This is a genomic window from Fervidobacterium nodosum Rt17-B1 (genome assembly GCF_000017545.1).
Classification (GTDB): domain Bacteria; phylum Thermotogota; class Thermotogae; order Thermotogales; family Fervidobacteriaceae; genus Fervidobacterium; species Fervidobacterium nodosum.
The window spans coordinates 593774-611954 of record NC_009718.1 but is presented as its reverse complement, the minus strand read 5'-3'; the positions used below and the strand labels follow the sequence as shown (position 1 = coordinate 611954).

Below are 18181 nucleotides of genomic sequence, written 5' to 3'. Positions count from 1 at the left end.
TCCTTCGCAGTAGTCCCAGGAAAAGTTCATATTCTCACCTTCTTCTAGTATTTTACCACAAAAACACTTTATTTTCAAATGTATACAATTTTTGAGATTTTTAATAAAAAAATAAATTGAAAATTATTGATAAATTAACATTTGTATGTTGATTTTTAACTTTAATTTACAATAAAATATTCACATCATCCATCTTTTCCAAAGGGGGTATTTAGGGTGAAGAAGTATTTAGTTGTTGCACTGTCAGTATTGCTGGTAGTTCTTTTTGTGTACAGCTGTACAAACAGTTTTGAACCAAGGAACTTTGAGCCAAGGGACAAGTTCGGTGTTTCGGACAAGCTCGGTGTTTCTGGAACGGAAGAAGATTTTGTACCAGGTGAGTATGTTGTACAGATTGAAAACTCTGAAACAGCTATCAGGGCTCTTAGCGGTTTGAAAGATGTTGAGGTAGTTAGAACATACGAATTTGAAGACGTTGCTATAGTAACGGTAAGAACAGAAAATCCAGAGTTGCTCTCCACAGTTGCAGGTGTGAAGTCAGTTGACAAGAACTATATTTACAGAGCGCTTGCTACTCCAAATGATACGTATTACAAATATCAGTGGCATTACAATAATATAAAGATGCCACAGGCTTGGGATGTAATGAAGTCGGCGAATGTGGTTGTTGCTGTTATTGATACTGGTGTAAGCTTTACACATCCAGATTTGCAGGGGATATTTGTAACAGGTAAGGACTTTGTTGATGGAGATAACAATCCAACGGATCCTGCTCAAGATGTTAGCCACGGTACGCACTGTATAGGTACAATAGCAGCGGTTACAAACAACAGCCTTGGTGTTGCTGGTGTTAACTGGGGTGGATATGGAATAAAGATAATGCCGATAAGGGTACTTGGTGCGGATGGTTCTGGAACACTTGATAATGTTGCCGCAGGTATAAGGTGGGCTGTTGATAACGGAGCAAAGATAGTGAGTATGAGTCTTGGTGGAAGTGGAGCACAAGTACTTATGGATGCGGTTAAATACGCATACAGCAAGAATGTAACGCTAGTTTGTGCGGCTGGTAATGAAAATCGTTCATCACTTTCATATCCAGCAGCATACGTTGAAACAATTGCAGTTGGCGCAACAAGATATGATAACAAGAGAGCACCTTACTCAAATTACAACTATACAAGGTACTATGACCCATACAAGGGAACATATGTAACACACTATCTTGATGTTGTAGCACCTGGTGGAGATACGAGCGTTGACCAAAACGGCGATGGATACGCAGACGGTGTTCTTAGCACAACATGGACACCAACATATGGCAATACATACATGTTCTTGCAAGGTACATCGATGGCAACACCACATGTTTCAGCATTAGCAGCGATGCTTTACGCAAAAGGTTACACAACACCAGAAGCAATTAGGTCAAGACTTATAAAGACAGCGTACAAGATTCCTGGATATACATACAACACCTCTGGTTGGAACAAATACGTTGGATACGGACTTGTCGATGCATACAAGGCGCTGACATACTAATAAACTAAATAAACTAAAAAATACGAAAATATGTAATATAGAAGGCAGGCTTTTGAGCCTGCCTTCTATTTTTTATTTTTTTATTTTTGGTTCTGCTGATTTTGTTTCATTTTTTTAAATTCCTCATGTTCTTTGTTGAGTTCGTCGATTAGGTCTTTGACTTTCCATTCTAAGCTTGTTGGTGTTGTGCTTGCGAAGATTATCTCTTCACCTGGGAATGTCTCTTTGACCGCTTTCATGAGTTTTAGTATTTCTGATTTTTCAAAGTTGTGAAGTAAGACAACTTTTCTGTTTTGGCTTGTTTCTTCCATTGGTTTTCTCCCCCTTATGCTAAATACTAAATTAATTAAACTGCGTAATTTTCGCTTTTTTGATATGTTTCGTAATTTGGTGCGAATAGGAAGAAGAAGATAAATGAGCTTATTAGAAGTGAAGTGCCGATGAATAGTCCAAGGTATTTTGGACCTATGTATTGGATTATTAAAGCACCAAAAAGAGGGCTTATTATCCTTGTTAAACTATCAACGGAATTGAATATCCCAAGTGTACCACCTAATCTGTCTCTTTCAACTGTTTTCGTTGCGATGGAGTTTACGGAAACTCCTATTAGTCCAGATATAACAGATAGAGGTGTTAAGAGTAAAATGAGTGTGATTAGGTTTGCTGAGAATGAGTAAAGTATCAAAAATGGTACTACCACAAATATCAGTGATTTTATTATATCATCTTCTTTATACTTTTTGGTAATTTTTCCAACAAGGAATCCTTGTGTGAATGCTATGAGAATTCCAACATACGCCAAGACGAAGCTTGTTTGAGAAAGAGGCAAGTTGAGTCTTCTGAGTGCAAATAATGCGAACGTGGATTCAAATGTTGTGAATCCAAATGAATAAAAGAATTTCGTTAAAAGAAGGTAAAACACAACAGGTCTGCTGATTGTTTTTTTCATCTCTTCGAATGTGAATGGAACTCTCTTTGCGTCTTCCACTGGTTTGGAGTCAGGTAAGAGGAATATAATATTTAGAAGGTTTACGAACGAAAGACCTGCGGCGAAGAATGCTGGGACGTGGAAACCCCACCTGCTTAAAAATCCTCCTATTGCAGGTCCTAAAATAAATCCTAAACCAAATGCTGCGCCTATAAGTCCTAAGCTTTTGGCACGTGATTTTTTGTCTGTGAAATCGCTTATGTAAGATTGCGCTACGGTTATATTCCCACCTGTTAATCCATCTAAAAGTCTTGAAATGAATATCAACGTTAGTGATTTCGCAAAGCCAAGTAACAAGAGGGATAGGAATGTGCCACCAACACTCAAAAGGAGCGCGATTTTCCTTCCGAATTTGTCAGACATCCTCCCTATGAGTGGCGATGCGAAGATTTGACCCAATGGGTATATCATGGAGAGGAATCCTATCACAATGTCTTTTGCTCCAAATTCTTTCGCATAGTACGGAAGTAATGGTATAATTAAGCCAAAACCAAGCATGTCAGCAAAGACTATAAAGAATAATGTTGTTAAAACCTTTTTAGTTTTGTCAATACCGTTAATACTTGATAACTTCTCTTCCATTTGTATTCACCTCTGTATATTTTTTATATTTTTATTTTTGATTATATTAGACTAAGTATAGACTAATTATACTAATTTTTTTGAAATAGTCAATGTATAATTTTGAATGATGTATGATAATAATAAATATCAAAGATGTAAAAAAGAAAGGGGAAAATGGATTGAGGTTTTTAGATATTCCACTTCATCTTTTAGTGATTGGTTTTTCTGTGTTTATATCTTTTATCTATTTTTTCTTTTCAAAGAGAAGGTACTTGGATGCTGAGGAAATTAAGAGTGTTGAAAATTCTCAAGAAAATGGATTTAGTATTTCCGTTATCATACCAGCAAGGAATGAGGAGAGTAATATCGGTAAGATTTTAAGCCTTTTAAATTTGCAAACGGTTAAACCTTATGAGGTCATAGTTGTGGATGATAATTCTATCGATAGAACCGCGAAGATTGTAAAGGCATTCCAGAATGATAATGAAAGTATTAAGTTGATTAGTTTAAAAGAAGAACCGCCTGAGGGGTGGGTTGGAAAATCTTGGGCAATTTGGAATGGTTACAAGCATTCGTCAGGTAATATTTTGATTTTTATGGATGCGGATGTCGAGCCCGGTGAGAAGACTTTGGAAGCTTTGGTTAGTAATTACAGAAGATACGGCGGTTTAATATCCGTTTGGCCGTACCAAAGGTTTGAGAAGTTTTATGAGCATTTGAATTTGGTTTTTAACCTTGTCGTTACGTACGCTGGTAATATGTTGGGTTTTCCCTCTGAAAAGCCTGTTGGGGCATTCGGACCTGTTATACTAACTTCGAGGAAAGATTACGAAAAGACTGGCGGACATGTAACGATAAAGGATTCAGTGCTGGAGGATATAAAGCTTGGGAAGTTGTATGTTGAGAGTGGTATTAGGGTGACGAATTTGCTTGGTAAAAGTGTTGTCAAATTTAGGATGTATCCAAATGGTTTTAGACAACTTTTCGATGGGTTTTCGAAAAATATGTCTTCAGGGGCTATTAGCAATGGATTGTTAAATTTTCTCATAGCTCTTATTTGGTTGTCTGGTTTTTATTCGTCTTTTGCTTCTTTTAATATGCCGTTGGGGTATGTGGTTTTAAGGTACGCAGGGTTTACAATTATAGTCTATCTTCTTTCCAAACCGATAGGTGATTACAAATGGTACGATGCGATCATTTATCCGCTACATTTTATTTTCTTTGCTGTTGTTTTTCTTTATTCTTTGTACAAAACCACAATCCTTAAGAAAGTTACATGGCGTGGAAGGGAAATAAAGTTTAAATAAAAATGTATTTAAATGTATTTAAAGTACACAAGCATTCCTGTAAGGAAAAATAGATTTTGAAAAAAGTATCGCCTCCTGATAATATATAATTACCCCATCACACTAAAATCAGGAGGCGATACCATGGAACAAAAGTATGTTAATCCAAAAGTTTCAAGAATTTCTCAAGACACTCTAATTGTCGGTATTGATGTTGCTAAAAGAAATCATTGGGTTAGGATGACTGATTATCGTGGAATTGATTTGATTAGCCCTTTCAAGATTAATAATACCATAGATGGTATTAAAATGTTAGAGGAAAAAATAAGAATTATTAAGCAAAAGGAAGGGTTAAACAACGTAATCTTAGGCATGGAACCATCAGGGCATTATTGGAAGGTTTTAGCTTGGCAAATGAAATCTAACGAGCAAGTAAATTATCTTGTTGGAGTAAATCCATATCATGTGAAGAAAAGCAAAGAATTTGATGATAACTCACCTAGTAAAAATGACAAGAAAGATGCAGGATTAATAGCCAAATTAATCAAAGATGGAAGATATTTCGATATGCATTTATCAAATGATGTGTATAGTGAGTTAAAAGTATTAACCACGACAAGGGAACAATTAGTAAGTAAGAGAAAAAATTCAAAAAATATTGTAATAGCTATAATAGACGAATACTTTCCTGAGTATGAGAAGATATACAAAAACATATTTTCGGAAGGTTCGATGAAATTATTAAAGACCTATCCATTTCCGGAAGAGATATTAAGAGTTGGAGTAGAAGAAATAGAAAGTGTATTGAAAGAATCGACAAAGGGGAAAGACTGGAAAAGTAGGGCGCGGAAGATATACGAAGCAGCGAGAGAATCGGTAGGAGTAAGAGCAGGGCAAAAAAGTGCGAAAATGAAATTAAGGATGCTATTGGAAGAAATAGAGCTATTAACAAGACAAATTCAAGAGCTAGAAGAAGAGATGAAAAAAATGATAGAAGAAACAGAAGAAGGGGAATATATAGAAAGTGTGCCAGGGATAGGAACGGTAATGACAGCCACGATATTAGGAGAGACAGGAGGGTTAAGCAGGTTTAAAAGCTGGAAACAAATAAGGAAATTAGCTGGATTGAACCTGTACGAAGAAAGTTCTGGAGAACACAAAGGAAAAACGCGGATAACAAAAAGAGGGCGGCCGTTACTGAGGAAAATAATATACTTGATGGCAAAAACGGTGATAAGACATAACCGTGAAATAATGGAAAAATATTTAAAACTGAGGAAAAGAGAAAAAATCCATTAAAAGAGACACAAGCATTGATAGCAATAGGATTGAAAATGATAAGGATAATATTCAAGTTAGTGAAAAGCAAGACAAGATATGAACCGGAGAGAGTATATGTATAGGTGAGAAAGCCGGTCACCTCCATTAGGAAAGTAACCAGGATACGAGAATAAGCAAACTCACCATACCTCAAATAGGACGAAGGAATGTGAGAGTGTGGAACAAACCAGGTGGGCATAAGAGGGTTAGTTTGAGGGAAAATGGTGGGGAAGTAGTTAAAAAAAATAATCTAAGAAGGAATAAAGCGACATAAAAATAATGAATTAATTCATTAAAGATAAAAAATTAAAATTATTAAGATTTTAGATAAACTCTTTTGGAAAAGAAAGGGAAGTAAGAATTTTTTGAAAAAATAAGAAAAAACGTATTTCAGGAGGCTAATCAAAAATATTTCTTTGAAGAGTAGGAGGATAATGTATGAGGAATTTGCAAATCTATATATTTTATGTTGCCTTGATATTTCTTCAATTTTTATCAGGATCTGTTATGTATTCGTATATTATAGCGAAGTTGAAAGGTATTGATTTGAGGAAAGTAAGAGATGGCAATCCCGGTTCGACGAATCTTTGGAGAGCCGCAGGTTGGAAATATGGATTTTTGGCTTTAGCATTGGATTACTTTAAAGGCGTTTTACCACTTACTTTTTTTGCTTGGAAGGATTCTTTTAGTTTAATTAACATAAATAGATACGTTTTAGCTGTTGCGGCGCTTGCGGGAATTTTAGGGCATGCGTTTTCTCCTTTTTTAAAATTCAAAGGTGGGAAGGCTGTTGCAACGATGTTTGGCGCTTGGTCTGTTTTGACTAAGTGGGAAGGACCTATGTTATTAGGATGTGTTTTTACAATCTTTTCCATATTCAACAGAATTAAAGGGAAGAAAAAGACAAATCCAGAAAAGGATGCTTTCAGAGTGTTGTTAGGGTTCGTCGCTTTGCTTTTTTACACAATTTGGAAAGCTTTCAATGGTATGCCTGAGTTGGTTGTACTGTACGTTGGAAATGCTATTGTAGTTTTCTACAAACATCGCGTGGAATTGAGAAATTATTTTTTAAAAATTAGAAAGTAAAAGGGGGAGAGTTATATGATAAAGAATCAATGGTATATTGTGCTTTCTTCTAAAGAGGTTAAAAAGGGAGAGCTTATAGGTGTTACTAGGTTTGGTGAGAAACTTGCACTTTGGAGAGATGAGGCAGGGAAGGTTCATTGTATTTCCGATGTATGTTGTCACAGAGGAGCTTCTATTTCACATGGAAAGATTCTTTCAAATGGCGAGCGTGTTATGTGTCCATTCCATGGTTTTGAGTACGATTCAACTGGACGGGTGTGCGTGATTCCTGCAAACGGAAGAAATACACCGGTAAATGAGAATTTTAAGGTCAAAGCTTATCATACTTACGAATTAGCGGATTTTATCTGGATTTGGTATGGTGACGGTGAGCCAACAAATCCACCGACGTATTTTGAGGATATAACGGATGATTTGAGTTACAGTGAATTTAAAGAAGTTTGGAATGTACACTATTCGCGGGCTATAGAGAATCAGCTTGATGTTGTGCATGTACCGTTTGTGCATTACAACACTATTGGTAGGGGCAATAGGACAGTTGTGGATGGTCCAATTGTTAAGTGGTTTGGAGATACGATGTTTTATTTCTATGTCTTTAACCGAGTTGACGATGGAAGACCTGCGAGAAAACCCGAGGAGATAGGTTTAAATGAAAAAAGTCAAGTGTACTTGGAGTTTAAGTTTCCAAATATGTGGCAAAATCACATAGATGAGAAAATTAGGGTAACGGCTGCTTTTGTTCCTATCGATGATGAACATACCATGATTTATCTGAGGTTTTACATCGGTTTTACGAAGATTAGGTTTTTGGATAAGTTGATAACGTTGATGGGTATGCCGTTTAATAGAAAGATTTTACACCAAGATAAGCGTGTTGTGGAAACTCAGATTCCAAAGAAGAGCGAGCTTCGCATGGGAGAAAACCTTATACCCGGCGATGCGCCTATACTTGAGTACAGAAAAAAGAGGGAAGCTTTGAAAAATAGTTGAGATAGGTGAGAAATAATGATAGAGAATAGTGAAGAGAAAAAATACAGTAAATATAATATAGAAAGTTTGGAACAGTTGATTGAACTCTGGGAGAAGACTTACAACGAGCAGGGGAAGTTAGATTGGTCGCATCTGCTTCCGTACTATGCGGATGATATTGTGTTCAGGGATTCTATCCAGGAGATACACGGTATAGACGAATTTAAGGCGATGGTTGAAAGGTTAACGAAAAGATCGCAAGAGCTGAGGATGAAGATTGTAAACGCTGTGAAAGAAGGGAATTTGATATTCGTTGAGTGGGAAATGACTATATTGTTTAAAAAAACTAGAAAGTCTGTGGTTTACGGTGCAAGTAGGTTGATTCTTAACGATGAAGGTAAGATTGCATCGCAGAGAGATTATTACGATTTGTGGGGGGATATATTTGACAATATCCCTGGATTTAATAAACTGTACCGGAAGTTCATGAGGAGAGTGTTTGGTTGATGGAAAAAATTAAAAAAAGTAAAAAAAGCAAAGTGTGGAAGTACTGGCGAGAGTACAAATGGTCGAATGTTTTTGAGATGCTGAAGAATATGAAGGAAAAGCCAAAGCAATGCACGGAAAGGTGCGATGGGAAGGTTGTTGTGATAACGGGCGCAACTTCCGGTATTGGTTATTATACAGCGAAGAAGTACGCTTCTATGGGTGCGCGAGTGATAACAATAAATAGGAGTAAGGAAAAGTCTGAGGCTTTGGTTAGAGATATAGAACGGGAATTTGGCGTAAAAATTGAGTATTTTTTAGCTGATTTGAGTAGTTTGAAAGATATATACAAAGCTGCTGAGTTTTTATCATGTCTTAAAGAACCCATCGATGTTTTGATACACAACGCCGGAGTGTATTTAGGCAAGCGCACATTAACCGTCGATGGGCTTGAAACGAATTTCGTTGTCCATTATCTTGCACCTTTTATTATTAATTACCACCTCTTGGAAAAGTACAAAGAGGATAAAAAGGGGAGGATTATCCTTGTTAGTTCTGAAGGGTACAGGTTTGCTGTGTGGGGATTGAATTTGGATGATTTGCAATTTGAAAAGGCAAGATACACCGGTTTAAAAGCCTACGGTAGTGCAAAGCTTGCTCAGATTTTAACGATGCACATCTTCGCAGACTTACTGAAACCTTACAATGTTACGATAAATGCGATGCACCCTGGTATGGTGAGGACGAATACCGGCAGGGATAACAGTGCACTTTATAGGTGGTTCAAAAAGACGTTTATAGATAGTATTTCGCAAACACCAGAGATTTCAGCACAAGCGCTGTATTATTTAGGCGTCTCAAAAGAAGTCGAGAATATCACAGATAAATTTTTCCATCTCACAAAGATAGAGGAACTAGCCCCGCCGGCGAAAGATATGGAAGAAGCCAAAAAACTTTGGGATTTAACTATTAAGATGATTGATTCTTTTGGATTAGGTATTAAAAAATCTGTAGATTTTGATGGGAGTGATGGATGTGCGTAAGGAAGTTATTGTTGTAGGCGGGGGTATAGCGGGATTAACCGCTGCACTGACACTCTCAAGTAAGGGTAAAGATGTTTTGCTCATAGAGAAAAATGATTATTGTGGTGGGTTGATGAACACGTTTGAAAGAGATGGTTTCAGATTCGAAGGTGGGGCAAGAGCACTTGTAAACTCGGGACTTGTCAAGCCACTTGCAGAGGAATTTAAGATAGACATAGAATTTCTGCCAAATCCTGTGTCGATAATAGTTGAGGATAAGGTGTTGAAAATAAACGGTGTGGAGAGTATATATGAGTACGCGAAAATTTTGAAGGAATTGTATCCTGAGAGTATAGAAGATGTGGATAGGATAATTTTCGCAATTAAGAGTGTTATTGAGGATATGAAGGTTTTATACGGTGTCGATAATCCACTCTTTGAAAAAGGTAAGAAAAACATTTTAAATCTTTTATACGTTGTGCCGTGGTTTTTCAAATTCCTTAGGACGATTTACAGGATAGGTAAATTGCAAGAGCCAATTGAAAGTTATATGGATAAATTAACTTCGAATCGTTCACTGAGGGATATAATAATTCAGCATTTCTTTAAGGGGACGCCAACGTTTTTTGCGTTGAGCTATTTTGCGTTGTACAACGATTATATATATCCAAAAGGTGGGGTTGGGAATTTTACAAGAAAGATCGCGGAGAAGATAAAAGAATTGGGCGGAGAAATTTTGTTGAATACGGAGATTGTGAGTGTGGATGTATCGGAAAATAAGTTAATTGACAGTAATGGGAAAGAATATAACTACGAAAAGCTCATATGGACAGCTGATTTGAAGCAATTTTATTTAAACTTGAAGAATATTCCAGAAAAATTCAAAGGTAAATTTAACACCGAGAAGGAGAAAATTCTCAACGCAAAAGGCGCTGAATCCGTTTTCACACTTTTTTTGGAACTCGATATACCCGCTGAGTTTTTCGGTGAGATAGTGACAGGGCATATGTTCTATACGCCGAAAAAGGAAGGATTGGGCGAATTGCACCGCTTGGAATTGAAAAGGCTTATACAAAATTGGAAGAACATAAAGAAAGAAGATGTTTACTCTTGGTTGGAGAAGTTTGTAAAATACAACACGTTTGAGATTTCCATCCCAGCCCTAAGAGAGAAACAAGCGGCGCCTGATGGTAAAACAGGTATGATTGTAAGTTTGCTCTTTGATTACAAGTTAACGGATTTAATATACAAAGATGGATGGTACGACGAATTCAAAGAAAAATTCAGCGAGTTTGTTATAGACGCTATTTCTGAAGGTGTATTCGATGGGTTGAAGTTGAAAGATAAAATTATCGCGAAGTTCTCGGCTACGCCGATTACTATACACAAGATAGTGAAAAGTTCGGATGGAGCTATCGTAGGTTGGAGTTTTGAGGAAGGCATACCTGTGAATGCGAGTATGATGAATATGAAAGCAGCTGTTAGAACATCGATACCGAATGTTTTCAAAGCAGGACAATGGACTTTCAGCCCTGCAGGTGGTCCAACTTCGATAATGACAGGAAGAATGGCCGCGAATGAGTGCGAATGAGTGTGTTAAATGATGAATGAAGGTGAGGGTTTTGAAGAAAAAAGTTAAAAAAGTTGTAGTTGTAGGTGTGGGAGTAGCCGGTTTAACGGCTAGTTTGTATTTGCTTTTGGAAGGACACGATGTCACACTTATAGAGAAGAACAATTACTGCGGTGGGTTGGTGAATTCGTTTAATAGAGCGGATTTTATCTTCGATGGTGGTGTCCCAGCGTTTTTGAATGCTGGGATAATTTTGCCTATGCTCAATGAAGTGGGAATTGATTTAAAGTTTGTTAAAAACAAAGTTTCCGTTGGTATAGGCGACAAAATTGTGCACGTGAAGGGCGAGGAAAGTTTTAGGGATTACGTAGATATGCTAAAAGAGATTTATCCGGATAGTGTGGAAGATATAGAGAGATTGGCGTTGGTTATTTTGAGCGTTATGAACAGTATGAAGATTTTGTATAGCGTCGATAATCCACTCTTTGTAGAGAAGAAAGAATTTAAGACTTTTAAGACTTATCTGCCCTGGCTTTTGAAAGTTCTAAAGACCGTGTCGGTTATGAACAAGCTCAAAGAGCCTGTTGAGGATTATGTAGGAAAGATTGTGCGAAACGAATCTCTTAAAGATATACTTACTCAGCATTTTTTCAAAAATACACCCGCGTTTTTCGCATTGAGTTATTTTTACGCATACACGGATTACATCTACCCTGAGAACGGTATCGGTGAATTGGCATGGAAGATGGAAGAGAAGGTAAGGGAACTTGGTGGTGAGATTGTATTAAATACGGGGATTAAAAAGGTAGATGTTGACAAGCATTTGGTTCTAGACGGTGATGGAAGGAGTTGGAGATACGATAAATTAATCTGGGCAGCTGATTTGAAGCGGTTGTATAGTATAGCTTGTTGTGATAGAAAAAGTGAAAAAGTTGAGAAAGAAAAGAATAAAGTGCTATCTGGGAAGACCACTGAATCAGTTGTGAAGGTGTTTATTGCTGTTGATGAACCGGTTGAGTATTTTGAAAAGATATCAAACGAGCATTTCTTTTACACACCAAGCAAAGAAGGGATAGGCGAAATTGAACATTCCGAGCTTGAGAATTTGAAAAGCGCTATTAGAAATGATTTTAACAATTTCGATAGAAACGCAATTAGCGAATGGATTGGTAAGCTTTGTAAATACACTTCGTACGAGATATCTATACCTGCTTTAAGAAACAAAAATTTAGCTCCGGAAGGTAAGACTGGTTTGATAGTCAATTTCTTTTTCGATTACGAACTTGCGAAGCTGGTCCATGATGCAGGTTGGTACGCTGAGTTAAAAAACATGATTGAAGAGAATGTAATTGAAACATTATCAAATACAGTCTATCCAGAGCTGAAGGATAAAGTGATTTTTAAATTCTCTTCGACCCCCTTAACGATAGCAAGGTATGTAGGTACAACAAATGGTGCGATTGTTGGTTGGGCGTTTGGCAAACTTGGAGAAAAACAGCCTATAAAGAATAGTTTGTCGCATGCGTATTTGACTGCGTTTCCGGATATATACAAAGCAGGTCAGTGGGCGTACAGTCCAGCCGGCGTTCCGATGGCTGTCTTGACTGGTAAACTAGCCGCCGGGAAGGTTTGAAAATTCTTGAAATTCTAAAAATAGAAAATACGAAAATATGGCTTCGAGAGAACCGAAGCCATATTTTTTAGCTTTTATTACAAAACGTTACTCAAAATTTACACAAAAGATACTTTAGTTTTCTGTATTGAGTACTATAATTATAGTGTTATATAATTATATAACACTATAAAACAAAAAATAAAATTGAAAAATTGGAAAGTAATTTGGGAGGTGAGAGTGTGAGAGAGGATGTTAAGTACGTTTTGTTGATTACGTTGTTTATTGTTTTGCTAGGTTTGGTCGGTTTTTTTGTGGAGTATGGACCGTTGAAGGTTGTTATTGTGTTTTTCGAAGTTGTGTTAGTTGGGTATGTGTTTAAGTACTATACGAAGAAAATTGCTGGTTTTATTGTTTTGGCTATTATTTTCTTTCTGATACCGATGGCGAATTTTTACATGTTCAGCTATCTTGTTAAAACGGAGAGTAGCTTTACTTCAACGCTTACGGAGTATATCCAAAATATTTTTGGCTCGAGTTCAGAGGGTATGATTTACCATCCAGATAAATCTTTAGAAGCAAAACAAAATGTTGTCATTGATATTCAAGGTAAGGCTGAAGTTGAGTTTGTCGAAGGCAATCAGATAGAGTATCCAAGCGTGCTAAAAGTTGACGTTAGTGAAAATTCTGTGAAGATATTCGGTGGGAAGAAGAATTCAAGGTATTTGATTAAAATTGGAAAAGACAATTTGAAAGTTTTTGAAGCTTCAGCCGTTGGAGTGGAGCTTTCAGGTAAGGTTGAGCTAGATGATTTGAAGGTTGATAGTGTGTCTGTAAAGGTGGAAGGTGAGATATCGGCAAATGGTATGGAATTTGATGGTACAGGTGTTGAGTTGAAAGGTACGTTTAAAGCTGAAAAGATAAATTGCAACAGCGTTGGTATTGATTTTAGTGGAATTTTCGATGTCCGTTACATTGAACTTGAAGGTGTTGGGATAAATTTGGATATGAAGCTGAGTAACTGTAAAAAGTTCACGGTTTCTGGAACGGGTGTGAATGGCAAGGTTGAATACCTTGGAAAAGAAAAAATGGATATGGAACTAAATGCGGTCGGTGGTACTGTTACGTTGAAAAATTTATCGGATGTTGATATAAACATCCAAAGTAGTGGAGTTAAGGTCGTGAGACAATGAGCGGAAACCAATTTGTAGATTTCAAAAAGGTTGATAAGCACAGTGGTGTGCCAGCTTATTTGCAGATTATAAACCAAATAAAGGCGAAGGTAATAATAGGGCAGTTGAAGAAAGGGACTCAGCTTCCACCTGTCAGGGAGCTTGAGAGGATTTTCGATGTGAATATAAATACGATATTGAAAGCGCTTGAGCGTTTGAAGATTGAGGGTTTGGTCGAAGCGGAGCAGGGAGTTGGCTATTTTATTTCAGGGGATATAGATATCGATAGGGATGTTGTCAACACGGTAGAAAATTTGGTGCAAAGATTGAAGAGTAAGAATGTAGATTTGTACACAACTTTGGCTTTAATCGAGGAGGTGTGGAATAATGGGTGAATACGTTGATTACATTAATTACTTATTCGCTTATTTTAGAAAGCAATTTACGGAAAAATCACGCACGATAGTTTTTTTCTTTATTTTGATGTTGTTCCCAAGTGTTGATACGAAGATGTTTTTTGGCTTTTTGATTATTCTCTTTTCACTTATTAGCGATATTCGACACAAGCGTATAGATTTGCTGACTTTTTTGCCTTTTACAAGGAAGATGATATATTGGTTTGAGTTTTTGTTTTTGATGTTCCTTGTTTTTTTGAGTTCTATGGTTAGTCTCCCATTTTACGATAAATTATCGTCTGGGTTTGCCGATTTACTTTTCGTTATGATTTTTATCGCAGGTTATTACGGGCTGATAATAATCCTTTCGATGCTTGGGATGGACGGTGTTGCTGCAGGGTTTATCGTATTTGTAATTGATAAGATGCTGAGTTCGTTTTCCGCTTTTAAATACTATTCGTTTATCAGTCCATCGGCTCAGGGAAATAAATTAGCAGCTTTGATTTTTGCAGCTGTTGTTTTGTACTTCGGTCAGGTGATGTTTGAGAAGAAGGGAGGCGAACGATAATGGAGTTTAATGAAGAATATATTTTGCAGGTTGAAAATTTAAGTAAGAGGTTTTCTGATAAGCAGGTTTTAAGCGATGTGTCGTTTTCAGTTAAGAAGGGGAGCATATTTGCGCTGATAGGTCCGAACGGTTCGGGAAAGACAACGACTATACGGTGTGTACTCGACGCCATTCCAAAAGATGGTGGAAAGGTTAAGCTATTTGGCTCAGATTACCTTCCTTCCGTGAAAAAGAAGATAGCGGTTGTATCAGAAGACAGGAAGGTTTTCAGATATTTTACAGCTAACGATTACGAAGCGCTTTGGTCGGCTGTTTATCCGAATTGGGATAAGAGAACGTACGATACTCTGATTGCAAGGTATAACTTTAACTTGAAACAGAGGGTTGAGGATTATTCAATAGGTATGAAAACGTTATTTTTCGTTATACTTGCGATTTCATCCGGCGCTGAATTGTTGATATTGGACGAGCCTACCCAACACCTTGACCCGACTGTGAGGTTTGAGATAATGAGGCTTATAAAGAGTATAACTTACGAGGGAAGGACTGCGTTGATCTCGTCGCATGAGATTTTTGAATTGGAAGAGTACGCAACGGATTTTGCGATTATAAAGTCTGGTGTGGTGATTTATTCTGATTCTATCGACGAGGCGAAAGAGAAACACAGAATAGTGGGAAAAGGTGAAGAAATCGCTCCCGGAAGTATAATAGGGATAGTTGGCGATGAGGTGCTTATAAGGGTTAATGAAGAGGATAGAGGAAATAAAGATGTTGGAAGATTTCCGAAATTGAACGATATAGTTGTTGGGTATTTGAATTCATTGGAAGATAGGAAAACTGTACCGATTGTTTAAAATAGACAAATGAGCTATAATAGTTTAAACCATTGGCTTGTAAACGCTATAAAAGTTGTATAAAAGTTTTATGAACAGGTGGGGTGAAAAGATGGCTGGTAAGTTTAGGAGATTGTTTTTGTTTGCCGTGATTTCTCTTTTTTTGTTAATTTCGTTAGTATCGTTCGCTGGTGTGTTACATTTTGAGCATGCGGATGTGGTTTATCCAGATTTGAGGTACATCGATACGGCTATAAGGGTGGGGAATATATTTGAAAGTGTCCGTCAGGATGTTATTAATCTTGTTGGGTACGACCCTGGAAGAATCACTATTATCTTGCAAGATAAGGGGACTGTGAGCAATGGGTATACACAGGTTTTGCTCCATAAAACAATAGTTCTTTACACATGGCCAACGGAAGGGTATATGGGATTTTATCTGCCGTTGGAAGATTGGTATACGTATTTGATTATCCATGAATTTACGCATATGTGTCACCTTTCGTATCAAGATGAGCTTGGCAAGTTTATAAGTCTGATAACGGGTATCCCTTATCTTCCACAGTTGTCAAGTCCTTTTGTTGAAGGTACGACTGTTTTCGCCGAGAGTTCTTTCTCGCTTTCATCCGGAAGGTTAAATAATCCGTTCTTTTCATCGGGATTGTATTATTACTCTTTACCGAATTTCCCATCGTTTTCGTATAAAGAAACAATGCCTTTAGACGATTACCGTGGAGGATTGTTGTATTACAATTTCACAGCAGGGTTTTATAAATACCTTGCCGATACTTACGGAATTGATAGTGTAAAGAAATTTTTGAATGTAACATCCCAAACTAATATACCATTCTTAACCTTCGGAGCAACTCAGACGGCTCAAGATCCATACGAGTCGGTATTTGGTAAGAAGTTTGACGAGCTTTACACAGATTGGATTATGTCACTTACAAAATTAGATTACATCCAAGGAAAGTTGGTTTACAATCTCAGAAACTCGTTGATACTAAGAGTTGATTCAGCATGGAAAGAACTCGCACTTTTAAGACAGACCTCTGGTCCTGTTTCTTCTTACGTTGGAACTATTGAGAGTGGTTTAGTTTTCATAGATGACACAAAGTTTAAACAGACAAGGGATATCTCGTTGAACGCAGATGAGGTTAAAATCGATGGAAATAACATCTACGCACTTCAACCTTCGCAATTTTTAGATAAAGTTGAGAAAAAACTCTGGCTTGTAAATCAAAATAAAGTTATCGCTTCAGGATATATAACGTCTTTCGGAGTTAACAAAGGTGAAGTTTACGTAAGTTTGTACGACCCAGTATCTTTAAAATCGAAGGTTAAATCTTTGAGCAATGATTTGTTTGAATACACTTACTATGGTTACATAAAGAATATGGATGTTTCAGAAAAGTACATTGCGTTGTTGACTTTGGATAATAATATTATAATTCTCGATAGGAAATACAAAGAAGTAGCTAAGATTAAGGATAGAAACATGAAAGGTCCTTACGTAAAGCTTCAGGATAATAAGGTGCTTTTCTCAAGGATTGAGGGAAATTACATAATTCCGTATTACTATGATATTGAAAATGGTAAATTTTACAAACTTGCAGAGAAAACTCTTCTTTCTGACTTCACAATTCACAACAACGAGCTTTACTATGTGAGCTACACCCCGTACGGTAATACCGGAGGTAACGGAGTATACAAAAAAGAGATACAATTGCAAGAGCTATCAGAACTACCAAACGAAAATCCACCATCGAAAATTAATATAACTCAGCATAAGTATGTTGATGGTGATGAAATAGCATTTAGGATCAATCAATTTCTCAAACCGGTCACCTGGGCTCCAATGTATTCTTATACGCAACTTGAAGATAGCAGTCTTATTTACACGCTGTATATGATTTTCACATTTACTAATATAGAAAACGATACTGCTTTTGTTCTAACACCTATATTGGACATCGCCCAGAATGACCCTGAAAGCCTTGATTTCCAAATTTTAGGTTACAGACAGTTTGTTGGTTTTCTTAAGATGGGGGATTATTATGGTATATCGGCAAGTTACATTTATCCATCTAACGATTACGGTATCTCAGCTGAACTATTGCTTGGTTCATTTGACTTATCACCAAAAACGAGTGTTTACGCTTTACTGGGTATAAATTCTAGGTCAAGCAAAGATTACAATTTAGATAGTGTATTTAGTTTAATTAGTGGCATCTCTGCGCCGTCGATAAAATTGAATACACTGAGTTTTGGATTATATATGCCAACCTATATTTTCTCAAGACCTGTGCAATTTAGGAATTGGGTTATTTTAAGCAACGATGATTATACAAAACTTTTTGACATAGACAGTGTTTACTTTGAACATTCAGTCGTATTTGCCCTTAACACAGATACAAGCTTTTTGGGACTCTTGCAATGGAATTTATCTCAGCCAGAGAATATTTATTATGATACGTCCTTGGCATTTACACTTTTCAAAGATTCAGCGGAATTGTTTGGAGGCAATGTACTCTTTAGAAACTCAGGTCTAACAATAGGGTTTGCAAATCCAGCAGGTATCCATGGTATTTACACGCAGTTCTTTGTCGAAACTTACCTTGCGGGTATGAAATTATATCCAAATGCTGGTGTGTTTGTTCAATTGATGGATTTGTATGGTTTGCCAGCGCCTGATTTCCAAGGGATAGTTTATATAGGTTTGGGTAATTCACCACATATGCTTAATATTTTGTCAGGTATGCCGTATTGAT

General features: G+C 36.9%; 16 protein-coding genes. 14 read left to right on the top strand and 2 right to left on the bottom strand.

Annotated features, from left to right (window positions below; all coding sequences use genetic code 11):
• Positions 1-216 precede the first annotated feature (216 nt).
• A complete protein-coding gene (locus FNOD_RS02850) occupies positions 217-1539 on the top strand; it encodes a S8 family peptidase (RefSeq protein ID WP_011993735.1) in 1323 nt (440 codons plus the stop codon).
• An 80-nt stretch (positions 1540-1619) separates the two neighbouring features.
• On the opposite strand, the gene FNOD_RS02845 is transcribed toward FNOD_RS02850, so the two are convergent.
• A complete protein-coding gene (locus FNOD_RS02845; protein ID WP_011993734.1) occupies positions 1620-1850 on the bottom strand; it encodes a DUF3783 domain-containing protein in 231 nt (76 codons plus the stop codon).
• A 35-nt stretch (positions 1851-1885) separates the two neighbouring features.
• On the bottom strand, positions 1886-3109 hold the full coding sequence (locus tag FNOD_RS02840) for an MFS transporter (protein ID WP_011993733.1): 1224 nt from the start codon (positions 3107-3109) through the stop codon (positions 1886-1888).
• A 113-nt stretch (positions 3110-3222) separates the two neighbouring features.
• On the opposite strand from FNOD_RS02840, the gene FNOD_RS02835 reads away from it, so the two are divergent.
• From FNOD_RS02835 to FNOD_RS02775, 13 genes are all read left to right on the top strand, one after another.
• A complete protein-coding gene (locus tag FNOD_RS02835) occupies positions 3223-4398 on the top strand; it encodes a glycosyltransferase family 2 protein (protein ID WP_011993732.1) in 1176 nt (391 codons plus the stop codon).
• Positions 4399-4521: 123 nt separating this feature from the next.
• Positions 4522-5676 carry an IS110 family RNA-guided transposase gene (locus FNOD_RS02830; RefSeq protein WP_011993731.1) on the top strand — a complete coding sequence of 385 codons (1155 nt, stop codon included), beginning with the start codon at positions 4522-4524 and terminating at the stop codon, positions 5674-5676.
• A 459-nt stretch (positions 5677-6135) separates the two neighbouring features.
• Positions 6136-6783, top strand: a complete 648-nt coding sequence (locus FNOD_RS02825) for a glycerol-3-phosphate acyltransferase (protein WP_011993730.1) — start codon at positions 6136-6138, stop codon at positions 6781-6783.
• A gap of 15 nt (positions 6784-6798) precedes the next feature.
• The gene (locus FNOD_RS02820; RefSeq protein ID WP_011993729.1) at positions 6799-7773 is read left to right on the top strand and encodes an aromatic ring-hydroxylating oxygenase subunit alpha; all 975 of its coding nucleotides are present in this window, start codon (positions 6799-6801) and stop codon (positions 7771-7773) included.
• Positions 7774-7788: 15 nt separating this feature from the next.
• The gene (locus tag FNOD_RS02815; RefSeq protein ID WP_011993728.1) at positions 7789-8259 is read left to right on the top strand and encodes a nuclear transport factor 2 family protein; all 471 of its coding nucleotides are present in this window, start codon (positions 7789-7791) and stop codon (positions 8257-8259) included.
• Positions 8259-9281: an SDR family NAD(P)-dependent oxidoreductase gene (locus FNOD_RS02810; RefSeq protein ID WP_011993727.1), complete on the top strand. Its 1023-nt coding sequence runs from the start codon at positions 8259-8261 to the stop codon at positions 9279-9281. Before FNOD_RS02815 ends, FNOD_RS02810 begins: the two co-directional genes overlap by 1 nt.
• Complete coding sequence (locus FNOD_RS02805) at positions 9274-10851, top strand: phytoene desaturase family protein (RefSeq protein WP_011993726.1); 1578 nt, start codon at positions 9274-9276, stop codon at positions 10849-10851. Before FNOD_RS02810 ends, FNOD_RS02805 begins: the two co-directional genes overlap by 8 nt.
• Before the next feature lie 31 nt (positions 10852-10882).
• Positions 10883-12463: a phytoene desaturase family protein gene (locus tag FNOD_RS02800; protein WP_011993725.1), complete on the top strand. Its 1581-nt coding sequence runs from the start codon at positions 10883-10885 to the stop codon at positions 12461-12463.
• Between the two features lie 221 nt (positions 12464-12684).
• On the top strand, positions 12685-13635 hold the full coding sequence (locus FNOD_RS02795; protein ID WP_011993724.1) for a hypothetical protein: 951 nt from the start codon (positions 12685-12687) through the stop codon (positions 13633-13635).
• Positions 13632-14009: a GntR family transcriptional regulator gene (locus FNOD_RS02790; protein WP_011993723.1), complete on the top strand. Its 378-nt coding sequence runs from the start codon at positions 13632-13634 to the stop codon at positions 14007-14009. Before FNOD_RS02795 ends, FNOD_RS02790 begins: the two co-directional genes overlap by 4 nt.
• On the top strand, positions 14002-14577 hold the full coding sequence (locus FNOD_RS02785) for a hypothetical protein (RefSeq protein WP_011993722.1): 576 nt from the start codon (positions 14002-14004) through the stop codon (positions 14575-14577). The genes FNOD_RS02790 and FNOD_RS02785 overlap by 8 nt, the downstream gene beginning before the upstream one ends.
• Positions 14577-15431: an ABC transporter ATP-binding protein gene (locus tag FNOD_RS02780; RefSeq protein WP_011993721.1), complete on the top strand. Its 855-nt coding sequence runs from the start codon at positions 14577-14579 to the stop codon at positions 15429-15431. Before FNOD_RS02785 ends, FNOD_RS02780 begins: the two co-directional genes overlap by 1 nt.
• A gap of 91 nt (positions 15432-15522) precedes the next feature.
• Entirely contained in the window at positions 15523-18180 is a 2658-nt protein-coding gene (locus tag FNOD_RS02775) for a hypothetical protein (RefSeq protein WP_011993720.1), read from the top strand.
• Position 18181 lies beyond the last annotated feature (1 nt).